This is a genomic window from Nonomuraea sp. NPDC003754 (assembly GCF_053605785.1).
Genome location: NZ_JBSGJX010000034.1, coordinates 64,425 through 78,819, shown reverse-complemented (window position 1 = coordinate 78,819; position 14,395 = coordinate 64,425). Strand labels below are relative to the sequence as shown.

The window sequence follows — 14,395 nt, the reverse complement described above, 5'->3', positions numbered from 1 at the left end:
GCGGTCACTCGTTGCTTTCGGCGAACGTCTTGTAGTCCTTCTCCAGCGTGGCCAGGAACTCCTGCGGAGCGACCTTCTCGGCCAGCAGGTCCTGCAGCGCCGCGCCGAGCGTGTCGGCGAAGGTCGGGGTGGCGTAGTCGAGGTAGGGCACCAGGCCGTTGCGCTCGGTGACGGCGCCGAACGCGGTGAACATGTCCTGCTGCGCGCCGGCCCCGACGCCGTCCTGCCGGGTGGCGTCGGCGATCGGCAGCAGGCCGTTGGCGGTGAGCACCTTCATGGCCTCGGCGCTGGTGAGGAAGTCGATGTAGGCCGCCGCCGCGTCGGGGTGGGGGCTCTTGGCCGTGATCGCGAACGGCAGGCCGGTGCCGCCGGTCGCCACGGGCGGCGTGCCGGGCGGCCGGACGAAGCCCAGGTCCTTGCCCATGACCTTCTGCAGGTCGGCGACCAGCCAGCTGCCGCCGATCAGGAAGACGCCCTGGCCCTTGCCGAACGCCTGCCAGGCGGCGTCGTAGCCCTGGCCGTTGAAGCCCTTGACGAAGTAGCCCTTGTCGACCCAGTCGACGAGCTGCTCGGCGGCCTTCAGGTTCTCCGGGGTGGTCCACGAGGCGCCCTTGCGGCCGAAGCCCAGGGCGGTGATCTTGGGGGCTGACACGTGCCGTGCCTGCACGGTGCCGAACACGTGGACGGCCGGCCACTTGTCGAGGTTGCCCAGCTGGAGCGGCACCTCGCCGGCGGCCTTGGCCGTGGCCAGCGCGGCGTCGAACTCCTCCCACGTCGTCGGCGGGCGCAGGCCGAGCCTGGCCAGCTTGGCGGCGTTGTACAGGATGCCGACGACCTCGCCGACCTGCGGCATGCCGTACAGGTCGCCGGTGCCGAAGATCTTGCCGTCGGGGGTGTAGCTCACGTACTGCAGGACCGACGGGGAGTAGCGCTTCCTCCACCCGTAGGCCTCGGCGTAGGCGTCCAGCGGGCGCAGCTGGCCCGCTTTCACGAACGCCCCCATCTGGGCGCGGCCGTTGTTGGCCTGCACCACGTCCGGCGGCTGGTTGCCGCTCAGCGCCAGCCGCAGCGTGGTGTTGAGGTCGTCGAAGGAGCGGGAGACCCGGTTGAGCGTGATGTTGGGGTACTTCTTCTCGAACGCGGCGTTGAGCTGCTTGATCTGGGCGGCCTGCCCGCCGCGGACCTCCTGGTCCCAGACGGTGAGCGTCACGGGGCCGAGGGCCGCGGCGTCGGTGCGCACCGCCGAGGCGGGCTGGGCAGGGGCGGGCGGGGCCGAGGAGCCGGGCGCGCACGCGGCCACGGTGAGGGCCAGGACCGCGGCACCGGCGACGAGGACGGCACGCGTCACGGCGCCGCGCGGCTCGCGCCCGCGCGCTGTTCGCGTCGTGGAGATCATGGGTTACTCCTTGTGGGCAGGCACGGGCGGCGTGTCCGGGTCCGCCGGCGGTCCTTCGGCGGCCTCGGGCGGCGTGTCCGGGTCCGCCGGTGGTCCCGTGGCGGCCTCGGGGTCCGGATCCACCGGCGGTCCGGTGGCGGCCTCGGGGTCCGGATCCGCCGGCGGTCCTTCGGCGGCCTCGGGCGGGGGAGCGACCATGCCCAGGTCGGCGTGCCTGGCGATGGTGGCCACGGCCCGGCGCACCGCGCCCATCGGGACGGTCGGCACCAGCCGGTCGAGGAAGCGGTAACGGCGGGCCAGCGACTCGGCGTAGGCGCCGCCGTGCCCGGCTCTCGCCCGTGCCGCGTGCCACCAGTCGGCGATGTCCCCCCAGCCCGGCGCGGCCAGCGACCCGCCGAACTGCTGGACGGCCAGCGCCGCGCAGAGCCCGGCGAAGGCCAGCCGGTCGGCCAGCGGCCAGCGGCACAGGGTGCCGAGCACCAGGCCGGCGCCGAAGACGTCACCCGCGCCGGTCGGGTCGAGGGCGGTCACCCGGGGGGCGGGCACGTAGGCCTCCTCGCCGGACAGGGAGTCGATGGCCATGGCGCCGTTGGCCCCGTCGGTGACCACGGCGAGCGGCACCAGGTCGGCGATCGCGTACAGGGCGTCGCGCGGGGTGTCGGTGCCGGTGTAGGCCGTCGCCTCGACCGCGTTGGGCATGAACGCGTGGCAGATCGTCAGCTGGTCCAGCAGTTCGGGACGCCACGTGCCCGAGGGGTCCCAGCCCACGTCGGCGAAGATGAGCGCGCCTTCGCGGTGGGCCAGCTCGGCCCAGTTGCCCTCGCCGAGCGGCTCGTCGCTGGCGAGCGCCGCGATCACCGCTCTGGACGGCGGCGGCGTGCCGATCATCTGCGTCGCCGGCATCGGCGCGGGGTGGCCGTGGGTCACCATGCTGCGGTCGCGGTCGACGGCCATGGAGACCGTCACCGGCGAGTGCCAGTGCGCGAAGCGCCGTGACCTGGACAGGTCGACCGACTCCTGTTCCGCCAGCGTGCGCCAGCAGAAGTCGGCGTAGTCGTCGTCACCGAACGCGGCGGCCAGCGAGGTGCGCAGGCCCAGCCTGCTGGTCGCGATGGCGAGGTTGGCGATGCCGCCGGGGCAGGAACCCATGCCCTCGGCCCAGATCTCGGTGCCTGAGACGGGCATCGAGGGCAGGCCGGTGAAGACGATGTCGAGGAAGACCGTGCCCGCTAAGAAGACGTCGAACCGTGGCCCCTCAGGGGTGCGCTGATCGGCGAGAGGGTCGTACGCCTGGACAGACACGGGAATGAGTCCTCCTCGACAGACCGTCTTGTGCGCAATCTTGCATGTTTCCTCGAGCACATCAAGTGCTTTGTGCGGCAAGCTGGTCAATGTTGCTCACTCATGCGCGTAAATGACTGATATGATCCCCCCGTGCTCCAGCACCTCAGGCATGCGGAGATCATGCGCCGGGTCCGCCTCGCCGGTGCCACCAGCGTGCTCGATCTCGCCAGGCAGCTCGGCGTCAGCCCGTCCACCATCCGCAGGGACCTCGAGGTGCTCGACCGCGACGGCACGCTGCGGCGCGTGCGCGGGGGCGCGCTCGCCGACGTCGACGCCGACGACGACCGCCCCTTCGCCGAGATGGCCGCGGTCGACGAGCGGGACAAGGAGGCGGTCGCCGTCCGCGCCGCGCAGATGGTGCACGAGGGCGACGTGGTCCTGCTCGACATCGGCACCACCACCATGCACCTGGCCCGCCGGCTGCGCGGGCGCCGCGTCACCGTCGTCACCTCCAGCCTGGCCGTCCTCGACGTGCTGCGCACCGACACCGAGGTCGAGGTGCTGCTGCTCGGCGGCATGGTCCGCCGGGCCTACCACTCGCTGGTCGGGGTGCTGACCGAGGCGGCGCTGAGCCAGATCTGCGCCGACCACGTCTTCCTCGGCGCCAGCGGCGTCCGGCCGGACGGCCAGCTCGTCGACACCACGCTCGCCGAGGTGCCGCTGAAGCGTGCCATGATCGCGGCGGGCGAGCGCGTCGTGCTCCTGGCCGACCGGCACAAGTTCCCCGGCACCGGCGCCCTGCGGGTGTGCGGCCCCGAGGACATCGACGTGATCGTCACGAACGAGGGCGCCGACGAGAGGACGCTGCGCGCCTGCGCGGCGGCGGGCACGGAGGTGGTGCTCGCGTGATCGTCGCCGCCGCGCGCGAGCCCCTGCCGAGACCGGGCGGCGGACGGGGAACGCGATGAAACTGGCCGTTCTGGGCGGCGGAGGCTTCCGGGTGCCCCTCGTGTACGGCGCGCTCCTGCGCGACACCGCCACCCCGCGGGTGGAGGAGGTGGTCCTGCACGACGTGTCGGAGGAGCGGCTGGCGGCCATCCGGCACGTGCTCGACCAGCTCGCCGCCGGACACGACCGACCGCCCAAGGTGTGGGCCACCACGGACCTGGACGCCGCGCTGCGCGAGGCCGCCTTCGTCTTCTCGGCGATCCGGGTGGGCGGGCTGGCGGGCCGTACGGCCGACGAGCGGGTCGCGCTCGACCTCGGCGTGCTGGGCCAGGAGACGACCGGGCCAGGCGGCATCGCCTTCGGCCTGCGCACCGTGCCGGTGGCGGTGCGCGTGGCCGAGCGGGTGGCCGCTCTGGCCCCGGACGCCTGGGTCATCAACTTCACCAACCCGGCCGGAATGATCACCGAGGCCATGCAGGGGGTGCTCGGGGACCGCGTGGTCGGCATCTGCGATTCCCCGATCGGGCTGGTCAGGCGCGCCGCCGCCGCCCTCGGGCTCGATCCGGCCCGGGTGTCGCCCGACTACGTGGGGCTCAACCACCTGGGCTGGCTGCGCGGCCTCACCCATGACGGCCGCGACGTGCTGCCGGACCTGCTCGCCGACGACGCCGCGCTGCGCCGGGTGGAGGAGGCCAGGATCTTCGGCGGCGACTGGGTGCGCACCCTCGGCGCGCTGCCCAACGAGTACCTGTACTACTACTACTTCACCCGCGAGTCGGTCGCCGCGCTCCGCGGCGCCGCGCACACCCGTGGCGAGGCCCTGCTCGGGCAGCAGGACCGGTTCTACGCGGCGGTGCGCGAGCGGCCCGAGCACGCCCTCGCCGCCTGGGGCAGGGCGCGCAGGGAACGCGACGCGACGTACATGGCCGAGGCCCGCGACGCCACCGCCGCCGGCGAGCGCGACGTCGCCGACCTGGAGGCGGGCGGGTACGAGGGCATCGCGCTCGCCCTCATGGCCGCCATCGCGCGGGGGGAGCCCTCCACCATGATCCTCAACGTCCGCAACGGCTCCGCGGTGCCGGGCCTGCCCGAGGAGGCGGTCGTCGAGATCCCCTGCCTGGTCACCGGTGCCGGAATCCGGCCGCTGGCCACCCGCCCGCTGCCCGGCCGGTTCCTGGGGCTCGTGCAGCAGGTCAAGGCGGTCGAGCAGACCGCCATCGCGGCCGCCCTGTCCGGCTCGGCCCGCCTGGCCGTCGCGGCGTTCGCGCTGCATCCCCTGGTCGATTCGGTGGCCACGGCGCGCGCGCTGCTGGACGGCTACCGCGCCCGCATCCCCGAGCTGGCCGCCGTCCTGCCCGGTCCGGCCTGACGCCGCGCCCGCATCCCCGAGCCGGCCGCTGTTCCCTATCCGGTCCGGCCTGACGCCGCAGCCGCATGACCGGGCCGGCCGCTGTCCCCGGTTCGGTCCGGCGCCCGTGTCCCCTTTCCCTGGCGCCGCCGAAAGCCCGCCGTTCCCGACGTTCGCGTTCCGGCGAATTCCCGAGGCGGCGCGTGTCGGTCCGGCCGGTTCCCGTTCGTCGGTGAGGCGAACAGCCTTCAGCGAAGGGGAACCCGATGAACGACATCAGGGCGGCCGTCGCCGCCGAACGCCGCGACCTCGCGGACGTGCTCGCCGGTCTGTCGGACCGGCAGTGGGACCAGCCCAGCCTGTGCGCGGGATGGCGGGTACGGGAGGTGGCGGCCCATATGACCACGCCCTTCCGGTACTCGCTGCCGAAGGTGGTGCTCGGCCTGCTCGCCGCCCGCGGCGACTTCAACAGGGCTGCCGACCGGTTCGCCAGGCGTGACGCGGTCACGATGACGCCGCGGCAGCTCACCGCCTCGTTGCGCGACAACGCGACCCACCCCTGGAAGCCCCCGGGCGGCGGCCACGAGGGCGCGCTGAGCCACGACGTGATCCACGGCCTGGACATCACCGTCGCGCTGGGCCTGGACCGGAAGGTGCCCGAGGAGCGGCTCAGGCCCGCCCTGCCGGTCAGCGCCTCCGACAGGGGCGTGCTGTTCTTCAAGGTCGACCTCGCCGGCGTCGAGTTCCGCGCCGACGACCTCGACTGGACCTTCGGGACGGGCACGCCGGTCCACGGCTCGGCACAGGACCTGCTGCTGGCGATCTGCGGCAGGAAGCTGCCGCCCGGCAGGCTGCGCGGCGCCCCGGCGGCACGCTTCACCCGCGCCTGACCGGAACGCCGCCACACCCGGCGCTCCGCGTCACGAGCCAGCGGTCCGGCCAGGGGCCCGCGTCACGAGTCGGCGGTCCGGCCAGGGGCCCGCGTCACGAGCCGGCGGTCCGGTCAAGGTCCGCGTCACGAGCGGTCCGCCGGGTCCGCGTCACGAGCCGGTCCGCTCGGGTCCGCGTCACGCGTCGGCGGTCCGGCCGGGGGCGGCGGCGGGCCGGGCCCCGCTGTCGGCGTCGAGTTCCGCCCGCCACGGCGGTTCGGCGCCCACGCGGGTACAGGTCAGCGCGGCCACGTGCTGGGCCTGGTCGAGCGCCGCCGCCAGCGGGCCGGCGGGCAGGGCGGCCAGCCGGTCGCGCGCCAGCGCGCCGCCCTCGGCGAGCGCGGCCAGCAGACCGGACATGAACGCGTCTCCCGCCCCGACCGTGTCGGCCACCCGCACCTGCCGGCCGGGCAGGTCGACCGGCCCTTCCGGCCCGAGCGCGTGCACACCCGCGGCCCCGCGCGTCACGACGACGACGGCGGGCCCGCGCTGCCGCCAGCGGGCCGCGACGCTCTCGACCGGCTCACCGGGGGTCAGCCAGGCCAGGTCGTCGGAGCTGATCTTGACCAGGTCGACCAGTCCGATCCAGTGATCCAGCCGCGCGCGCAGGGCGGCCGGATCGCGGGCCAGCCGGGGCCGCAGGTTCGGGTCGAAGGCGAGGGTGCGCCGCGAGCGCTCCCGCCGCAGCAACGCCTCCAAGGTGTCGCCCATGGCCGGTACGGCAAGCGCCAGCGACCCGCTGACGTGCACGCAGGCCGTACCGGCCGGTAGCTCCGGTGGCAGGTCGGCGGGCTGCCAGGCGCCGTCGGCGCTGCCCGTGACGTAGAAGGTGTATTCGGCGCCGCGCTCCGGCCCGAGGGTGACCACGGCCAGCGTCGTCGGCTCGCCCGCCGGGACGGCGAGGCTCAGGTCGACACGGGAGTCCGTCAGGTGCGCCCGCAGGAGCCGGCCGAACCCGTCGTCGGCGAGCCGGGCGAGCATGGCGACGGCGACGCCGAGCCGGCCGAGGCCCACGGCGACGTTGGCCGGGCTGCCCCCCGGCCGGGCGACGAAGCAGCCGTCCCGCCGCGGCACCAGGTCGACCAGCGCCTCACCACAGGCCACGATCACGCGTCCGGCTCCTCTCCTGGTGCCTGGTGGTCAGGTGGACAGCCGCTGCCCGGTGACCGTGGAGAAGAGCCGCTCCTTGCCCGGCTGGATCCGCAGGCGGACCACCTGGCCCTTGGCGGGCGGCGCGTTCGGGTCCACGCGCGCGATGACCGTCCGGTCGCGCAGCGCCGGGTCGGTCGTGTCGGCGTACTGGCCGTAGAGGAAGGCGTCCGAGCCGAGCTCCTCGACGACCGTGACCGAGATCGGGAAGGTCGGCTGCTCGCCGTTCGTCTCCCCCTCGCCGACCACGTCGACGGCCTCGGGCCGGAAGCCGACGATGACGCGCTCGCTGCTCTCCTCCTTGAGCAGCTTGAGCGTCTCGCGGCTCAGCCGGATGCGCATCTCGCCCAGGACCGCCTCGTCGCCTTCGACGCCGTACTCGGCCAGGTTCATCGCCGGGGAGCCGATGAAGCCCGCGACGAAGACGTTGGCCGGATGCTGGTACAGCGCCAGCGGCGTGTCGACCTGCTGGAGCACCCCGTCCTTCAGGACGGCCACCCTGTCGCCCATCGTCATGGCCTCGACCTGGTCGTGGGTCACGTAGACGGTCGTGACGCCGAGCCGGCGCTGCAGGGCGGCGATCTGGGTACGGGTCTGCACCCTCAGCTTGGCGTCCAGGTTGGACAGCGGCTCGTCCATGAGGAACACCTTCGGCTCTCGGACGATCGCCCGGCCCATGGCCACGCGCTGCCGCTGACCGCCGGACAGCGCCTTGGGCTTGCGGTCGAGGAAGTCCTCCAGGTCCAGCAGCTTGGCCGCCTCGCGGACCCGCCGGTCGCGTTCCTCCTTCGGCGTCTTCATCACCCTCAGGGCGAACCCCATGTTGTCGGCCACCGACATGTGGGGATACAGGGCGTAGTTCTGGAACACCATCGCGATGTCCCGGTCACGCGGCGGCAGGTTGGTGACCTCCCGGTCACCGATGCTGATGTGCCCGCCGTCGACCCGCTCGAGACCCGCCAGCATGCGCAGGGAGGTGGACTTCCCGCATCCTGACGGGCCGACGAGGACCAGGAACTCGCCGTCGGTGATGTCGAGGTCGAGGGCGTCCACCGCGGGCCTGGTGGATCCGGGGTAGACGCGGGTCGCCTCGTCGTAGACAACTCTGGCCATCGGTGTCTCCTTAGTCGGCGCCGAGCCGGTGGCGGCCTGGTGACGGCCGCCGCCCCGGTCCGGGGCCGGTGGTGTTGGTGCTGGTGGTCCGAGCGCGCGCCATCCTCATCACTCCTGCGGCCGGACGACGGCCTTGACCAGGTCGGGATCGCGGCTGCCGGCCGTGAGCGCCTTCTCGACCTCGGCCAGGCCGTAGTGGCCGGTGACCAGGTCGTCCAGCCGCACCCTGCCCGAGGCGGCCAGCGCGATGGCGGCCGGCCAGGTGTTGGCGTAGCGGAAGGTCCCGGTCACCTCGAGCTCGCGGGTCTGCACGTACGACAGCGGCAGCGGGATCTCGTCGCCGCCCATGCCGATGAGGACGACCCGCCCGGCCCGCGCCACCTCGCGGACGGCCTCGCCGATCGCCGCCGGATGGCCGGAGCACTCGAGCAGCACGTCCGGCTCGAAACCGGCGTCCGCCAGGCGGTCGTCGCGGACGTTGAGAGTCGCGCGGGCGCCCAGGTCGCGGGCCAGCCCGAGCCGGGTGCCGGTGACGTCGGTGACCAGGACGTCGGTCGCGCCGAAGGCCAGCGCCGCCTGGAGGCAGAGCAGCCCGATCGGGCCCGCGCCGGTGACGAGCACGCGGGTGCCCGGCCCGACGCGTGCCTTGCGGCAGGCCCACACGCCCACCGACAGTGGTTCGATGAGGGCGGCCGCGTCGTCGGAGACGGAGTCGGGGACGGGGTAGGCGAACTCCTCGTGCACCACGACGTACTCGCAGAAGGCGCCGTCGATCGGCGGGGTGCCGAAGAAGCGCATCCGGGGGCACAGGTTGTACCGGCCGGCCCGGCACTGCGGGCAGGTGAAGTCGGGCACCCCCGGCTCCAGCGAGACCCGCTGGCCCGGGCGGTGGCGGCCCGCCGCGGCTCCGACCTCCACCACGGTCCCTGACGGCTCGTGCCCGAGCACCAGCGGGGACGTCACGACGAAGTCGCCGATCCGCCCGTGCTCGTAGTAGTGGACGTCCGAGCCGCACGTGCCCACCGAGTCGACCCGCACGAGCACCTCCCGGGGGCCGGGCTCGGGCCGCGGCCGCTCCTCCAGGAGGACCGTTCCCACGCCGTGCAGTACGGCGGCACGCATGGCTGCCTCCTACTCTCCGGTGACGGCGCCGAGGGTCAGGCCGGTGACCAGCCAGCGCCGCACGGCGAGCCCGGCCAGCATCATCGGCACGACCACGATGGTCCCGATCGCGGCGAGCTGGCCCCAGTCGACACCCGTCTGGGTGACCAGCTGGGAGGCGGCGATGGGCAGCGTCTGGGAGTTCGGGCCGGAGAAGACCACGGCGAACGCGTAGTCGTTCCAGGCGAACACCAGGCACAGCACGAAGGTGGTGACCAGGCCCGACTTCGTCAGCGGCAGGATCACCGTGCGGAAGGCCTGCCAGCGGGTGCAGCCGGCCACCAGCGCGGACTCCTCGAGCGACGGCGGCACCTCGGCGAAGAACGCGCTCATCAGCCAGATGGCGAACGGCAGGTTGAAGGTCAGGTACGCCAGCACCAGTCCGGGGATCGAGTCGATCAGGCCGAGCCCGCGGAAGATGAGGAACAGCGGCACCACGACCGCCGCGATGGGCGCCATACGGGTCGAGATGATCCAGAAGGCCAGGTGGCGTTTCCCGCGCATCTGCGTGCGGGCCAGGCCGTACCCGGCCAGCGCCCCCAGGGTGACCGCGAGCAGCGCGGAGATCCCGGCGGCCAGCACGCTGTGCCAGATGTACGGCACGAGGTTGTTCGCGCCGGTGAACAGGCCGACGTAGTTGTCCATCGTCGGCGCGAACGCGAACTTCGGCGTGGGCGCGGTCACGTCCGTGCGGTTCTTGAACGACGACATCAACATCCACACCAGCGGGACCAGCGTCCAGAGCAGGGCCAGCGCGAGCAGCAGCACGGTCAGCCACCGCGTGCTCCTACTGGTGGCCTCCAGGGGCGACTGCGGCACCCCGCGCGGGGCCGCGGTGACCGCCGGGCCGGCCGGCGCGGTCTGGGTCGTGCTCATCGGGTCAACCCCCTCACGTCGAGCAGGCGGACGAACGTACGGGCGATGATGATCGAGAAGGCCAGCATCGCCAGGCCGATGGCGGCGGCGTAACCGAAGTCGAAGAAGCGGAACGCGGTCTCGTACAGCCGGATCGGGACGATCTTGGTCGCGTCGGCGGGACCGCCGTTGGTCGTGACCCAGATGATGTCGAAGTAGCGGATGGCGTCCATCGAGCGGATCAGCAGTGCCACGAGCAGCACGTTGGAGATCGCGGGGAAGATGACGTACCGCAGTGTCATCCACCCTCCGGCGCCGTCGACGGCCGCCGCCTCGCGCACCGACTGCGGCACGCTCGACAGGCCGGCGAGGGTGATCAGGGCGATCAGCGGGGTCCACTCCCAGACGTCCATCAGCACGACGGCGATGAAGGCGCTGACCGGGCTGCCGAGGATGTCGCCCTGGTAGCCGAAGGAGCGCAGCACCCACGCGTACAGGCCGAAGGTGGAGTCGGTGAGGTAGCGCCCCAGCAGCCCGACGATGGACGGCGCGGCGAACATCGGCAGCAGCAGCAGGCTGAGCATGATGTTGCGGCCGTGCAGCACCCGGTACAGGCACAGCGCGATGGCCACGCCCAGCGTCATCTCCAGCCCGACGGTGAGGACGAAGTAGATGACCGTGCGCGCCCACGACATCCACATGTCGGCGTCGGTGAAGAAGCGCACCCAGTTGGTAAGGCCGACCAGGTCGAGCGACACCCCGCCGAGCAGCCTGACGTGGGAGAAGCTCATCGCGACGAGGGCCAGGAACGGCACGATGGACAGCGCGGCCAGCACGATCAGGCCCGGTGTCATCATCCTGCCCTCGAAGCCGATCCGCGGCTCGCGCGGAGCGGCCTCCTTCGGCCGGGCCGAGCGGCTGAGCACCGGTGAGGTGTCCGCGGCGTGTGTCATCTAGGCCACCCACCCTCGCGCCACGATCCGGTCCACCCGCGACTTGATCTCGCGCATCGCCTCCTCCGGCGAGGCGCCGCCGGTGAGCATGCGGGACAGCTGGGTGAAGATCGCGGTGTTGCACTCGTTCCACATGGGGATCTTGGGTCGCAGCCCGATCCGGTCGGGCCGCCAGGCCTCCCGCACCGCGGCGGCCGTGAGCATGTTGGGCATCGGCGAGGGCCGATGCTCGGCGGCGCGCACCTGCGGGAGCTCGTAGACGGAGATACGCGTGGGCGTGCCGCCGCCGGCCTTGCTCTGGAGGTTGGCCAGCTGCGTCTGCGGCGAGGTGGCCCACACCAGGAACAGCCAGGCCGCGCCGCGCTCGTTCGGCGGCGTGTTGGCGCTGATCCCGATCCCGGTGCCGCCGTACATGTTGGCCGTGCTGACCGGGCCCTTCGGCAGCGCCGAGTAGCCGGCCCTGCCGGGCATGACCTGCTCGTTGCTGGCCGCGAACTCGTGCCAGTTGGGGCACATCGCCAGCCTGCCACCCCGGAAGGCGGCGCCCACACCGTCCCAGTCCCACGTCGTGGAGGCCGGGTCGGCGATGCTGAGCAGCCGCTGGTAGAACTCCGCGCCGGCGATCGCGGCGGGGGAGTCGAGGCGGCACGGGCCGGGGTCGCGCGAGCCCAGGCGCCCCACTTCCTTGCCGTTGTCGAAGTAGTCGCCGCCGTAGGACCACAGCACGTTGCTGAAGTCGTTCATCAGCGAGTCGTGCTGGCGGGCCTGGTGGCCGGTGCCGTACTTGACGTCCTGCTTGGCGTTCTTGTTGAACCACTCGGCGATCCTGAAGTACTCCTCCCAGGTCCGCTCCCCGCTGGGCGTCGGGTCGAACCCGAGGTCGGCGGCCATGCGGTCGTGGTACTTGGCGAACAGGTCGCGCCGGTACTGCCAGATCATCGTCGGCGCGTCGTACGGCAGGGCGTAGACGGCCTGGGGGTCGACGAACCGGCCGGCCGCGTCCATCTGCGCCGGGATGAAGTCGGCGATGCCGCCGGGCAGGTCAGGCAGGCTCGGGTCGGCCTGCAGGGTCCGCAGGTCCACCAGGCCGCGCTGGTACGGCGCGAGCACCTGGTACGGATCGGCGTAGATCACCTGGTACTGGGAGTGGCCGGAGGCCAGGTCCAGGGCGACCCGTTGGACCAGCGCGGTGAGCTCGAGCGTCACGATCTTGACGTCGATCCCGGTCAGCGTGGTGAACGGGCGGGTGTTCGCGGCGATGGCCGCGGTCGGAGCGGTGTTCTCCGAGATGAAGTTCAGGGTGGTGCCCTGGAACTGGCGCCATGGGCCGGCACCGGCGGTTCGCGGCGCGTCGGTTTGCGTGCCGCAGGCGCCCGTCATGGCGAGCGCCGCCCCCGCGGCCAGCGCGCCACGAAGCACATCCCGCCTACTCGGCTCGGGCGGATAGCAGTCCACTGTCCACTCACCCCCGCACTCCAGGCAAAAAAAGGGCGCTAATGGCGGTCAACTGTCCTTGGGTGCCCTATATAAACGAATGTGTATTCTATTTTCTCGCAAACAAGATTTTGGGCTTCGGAGGAATGTGTCAGCAATTTGCACTTTCGCGCACGTCGAATCACCGGCCGGAAACGGCGCGGCCCCGGCCGGCCCGCCGAACCCCCGAACCTGGCCCTTGAACCTGGCCCCCGAACCTGCCCCTACGCGCGCCTTTCCCGCTCCGCCAGCTCCCGCACCGTCGCGCGGGCGCCCCGCGTGTGCAGGGACTCGAGCGCGCGCAGATACGGCTCGACGAACCGCTTGTCGTCGGCGAGGTCGCCGAAGAGGTCGCGATTCTCGATGAAGGCCGTGGGCCGCGTGCGCTGCGTTCTGGCGATGGGTGTCAGCCGGTCCTTCAGCGGATCGACGATCGTGATCGGCTCGCCCGCCTCGTCGACCCCCTCGGCGTACCGGGCCCAGCTGGCCACGACGGCGGCCGCGCGGGTGACCTCGCCGCCCCTGGCCAGCTGCTCGCGGACCACGGGGAGCAGCCACTTGGGGATCCGGTCCGAGGACTCGGCGCACAGCCTCGCGATGGTGTCGCGCACCTCGGGGTTGGCGAAGCGTTCGATGAGGGTCCGCTTGTAGTCCTCCAGGTCGACACCGGGGACCGGGCGGAGCGTCGGCGTGGCCTCGATGTCCATGTAGTCGCGCACGAACCTCGCCAGAGCCGCATCCGTGGCCGCCTCGTGGACGTACCGGTGCCCGCTGAGACGGCCGAAGTAGGCAAGCGCCTGGTGACCGGCGTTGAGCAGGCGCAGCTTCATCAGCTCGTACGGCTCCACGTCCGCGACCATCTGGACCCCGGCCGCCTCGAACGGCGGACGCCCGCTGGCGAAGTGGTCCTCCAGCGCCCACTGCGTGAACGGCTCGCAGGTGACCGGCCAGGCGTCGAGGACGCCGAACCGCTCGGCCACGGACGCGCGGTCCTGGTCGGTGGTGACCGGGGTGATGCGATCGACCATGGAGTTGGGGAAGGCGACCGCCTCCTCGATCCAACCGGCGAGATCGGCGTCGGCGAGCCGGGCGAAGGCCGTGAAGCTGCGCCGCGCGACGTCCCCGTTGCCCTGGATGTTGTCGCACGACATGACCGTGAAGGGCGCGACCCCCCGGGCGCGCCTGCGCCGCAGCGCCTCGGTGACGAGCCCGAACACCGTCGCCGGAGCCGCCCCCGGCTCCAGGTCGGCGCGGACGGCCGGAGCGTCGGCGACGAACTCGCCGGTCACGGGGTGGAAGTTGTAGCCGCCTTCGGTGATCGTGAGCGACACGATGCGGACGGCGGGATCCGCCATCTTCTCGACGACGGCCTCCGGATCGTCGGGCGCGAAGAGGAACCCGACGATCGAGCCGATGACGCGCGCCTCGAGGGTGCCGTCGGGGTGCTTCTGCACCAGCGTGTAGAGGCCGTCCTGCGCGTCGAGCGCGTCGCGCATCCGCGCGTCGCCCGGCAGCACCCCGACGCCGCAGACCGCCCAGTCGTGGGCCAGGCCGTCGTTCATCAGCCGGTCCAGGTACATCGCCTGGTGCGCCCGGTGGAATCCGCCCACCCCGACGTGGACGATGCCGGCCGTGAGTCTCGACCGGTCATAGGAGGGAACCGCGACCTCCCGGGGAAGAGCCGCCACCGTCTCCTGCGTCAGCGCTGTCACCGCCATCATCCCCCTACCGGGCTCGACCGGCCCTCGCGGCGTCGACCACCTTCATCATTAATCTTCGCTCCTCG

Annotated in this window: 12 protein-coding genes; 3 read left to right on the top strand and 9 right to left on the bottom strand. The window is 72.5% G+C overall.

The window, feature by feature from the left end; genetic code table 11:
- Nucleotides 1-4 precede the first annotated feature (4 nt).
- On the bottom strand, nucleotides 5-1,396 hold the full coding sequence (locus ACWEVS_RS33325) for an extracellular solute-binding protein (protein WP_452554659.1): 1,392 nt from the start codon (nucleotides 1,394-1,396) through the stop codon (nucleotides 5-7).
- Between the two features lie 3 nt (nucleotides 1,397-1,399).
- Nucleotides 1,400-2,698: a PfkB family carbohydrate kinase gene (locus ACWEVS_RS33320; RefSeq protein ID WP_452554657.1), complete on the bottom strand. Its 1,299-nt coding sequence runs from the start codon at nucleotides 2,696-2,698 to the stop codon at nucleotides 1,400-1,402.
- 132 nt (nucleotides 2,699-2,830) lie between these two features.
- Here ACWEVS_RS33320 and ACWEVS_RS33315 point away from each other — a divergent pair, with 132 nt between their 5' ends.
- The 3 genes from ACWEVS_RS33315 to ACWEVS_RS33305 all read left to right on the top strand — a co-directional run bounded on the left by ACWEVS_RS33315 (nucleotide 2,831) and on the right by ACWEVS_RS33305 (nucleotide 5,866).
- A complete protein-coding gene (locus ACWEVS_RS33315) occupies nucleotides 2,831-3,589 on the top strand; it encodes a DeoR/GlpR family DNA-binding transcription regulator (RefSeq protein ID WP_452554655.1) in 759 nt (252 codons plus the stop codon).
- Between the two features lie 55 nt (nucleotides 3,590-3,644).
- On the top strand, nucleotides 3,645-4,997 hold the full coding sequence (locus tag ACWEVS_RS33310) for a 6-phospho-beta-glucosidase (protein ID WP_452554653.1): 1,353 nt from the start codon (nucleotides 3,645-3,647) through the stop codon (nucleotides 4,995-4,997).
- Between the two features lie 245 nt (nucleotides 4,998-5,242).
- Nucleotides 5,243-5,866 (top strand): maleylpyruvate isomerase family mycothiol-dependent enzyme, encoded by a 624-nt coding sequence (locus ACWEVS_RS33305; protein ID WP_452554651.1) that lies wholly within the window; start codon nucleotides 5,243-5,245, stop codon nucleotides 5,864-5,866.
- 177 nt (nucleotides 5,867-6,043) lie between these two features.
- On the opposite strand, the gene ACWEVS_RS33300 is transcribed toward ACWEVS_RS33305, so the two are convergent.
- From ACWEVS_RS33300 to ACWEVS_RS33270, 7 genes are all read right to left on the bottom strand, one after another.
- A complete protein-coding gene (locus ACWEVS_RS33300; protein ID WP_452554649.1) occupies nucleotides 6,044-7,015 on the bottom strand; it encodes a carbohydrate kinase family protein in 972 nt (323 codons plus the stop codon).
- 30 nt (nucleotides 7,016-7,045) lie between these two features.
- Complete coding sequence (locus ACWEVS_RS33295; protein WP_452554647.1) at nucleotides 7,046-8,167, bottom strand: ABC transporter ATP-binding protein; 1,122 nt, start codon at nucleotides 8,165-8,167, stop codon at nucleotides 7,046-7,048.
- Between the two features lie 108 nt (nucleotides 8,168-8,275).
- The gene (locus ACWEVS_RS33290) at nucleotides 8,276-9,289 is read right to left on the bottom strand and encodes an NAD(P)-dependent alcohol dehydrogenase (protein ID WP_452554645.1); all 1,014 of its coding nucleotides are present in this window, start codon (nucleotides 9,287-9,289) and stop codon (nucleotides 8,276-8,278) included.
- A 9-nt stretch (nucleotides 9,290-9,298) separates the two neighbouring features.
- Entirely contained in the window at nucleotides 9,299-10,204 is a 906-nt protein-coding gene (locus tag ACWEVS_RS33285) for a carbohydrate ABC transporter permease (RefSeq protein ID WP_354908062.1), read from the bottom strand.
- A complete protein-coding gene (locus tag ACWEVS_RS33280; RefSeq protein ID WP_449918811.1) occupies nucleotides 10,201-11,136 on the bottom strand; it encodes a carbohydrate ABC transporter permease in 936 nt (311 codons plus the stop codon). The genes ACWEVS_RS33285 and ACWEVS_RS33280 overlap by 4 nt, the downstream gene beginning before the upstream one ends.
- Nucleotides 11,137-12,591 carry an extracellular solute-binding protein gene (locus ACWEVS_RS33275; RefSeq protein ID WP_449918813.1) on the bottom strand — a complete coding sequence of 485 codons (1,455 nt, stop codon included), beginning with the start codon at nucleotides 12,589-12,591 and terminating at the stop codon, nucleotides 11,137-11,139.
- A gap of 242 nt (nucleotides 12,592-12,833) precedes the next feature.
- On the bottom strand, nucleotides 12,834-14,327 hold the full coding sequence (locus ACWEVS_RS33270; RefSeq protein WP_452554688.1) for a mannitol dehydrogenase family protein: 1,494 nt from the start codon (nucleotides 14,325-14,327) through the stop codon (nucleotides 12,834-12,836).
- Nucleotides 14,328-14,395: the final 68 nt, after the last annotated feature.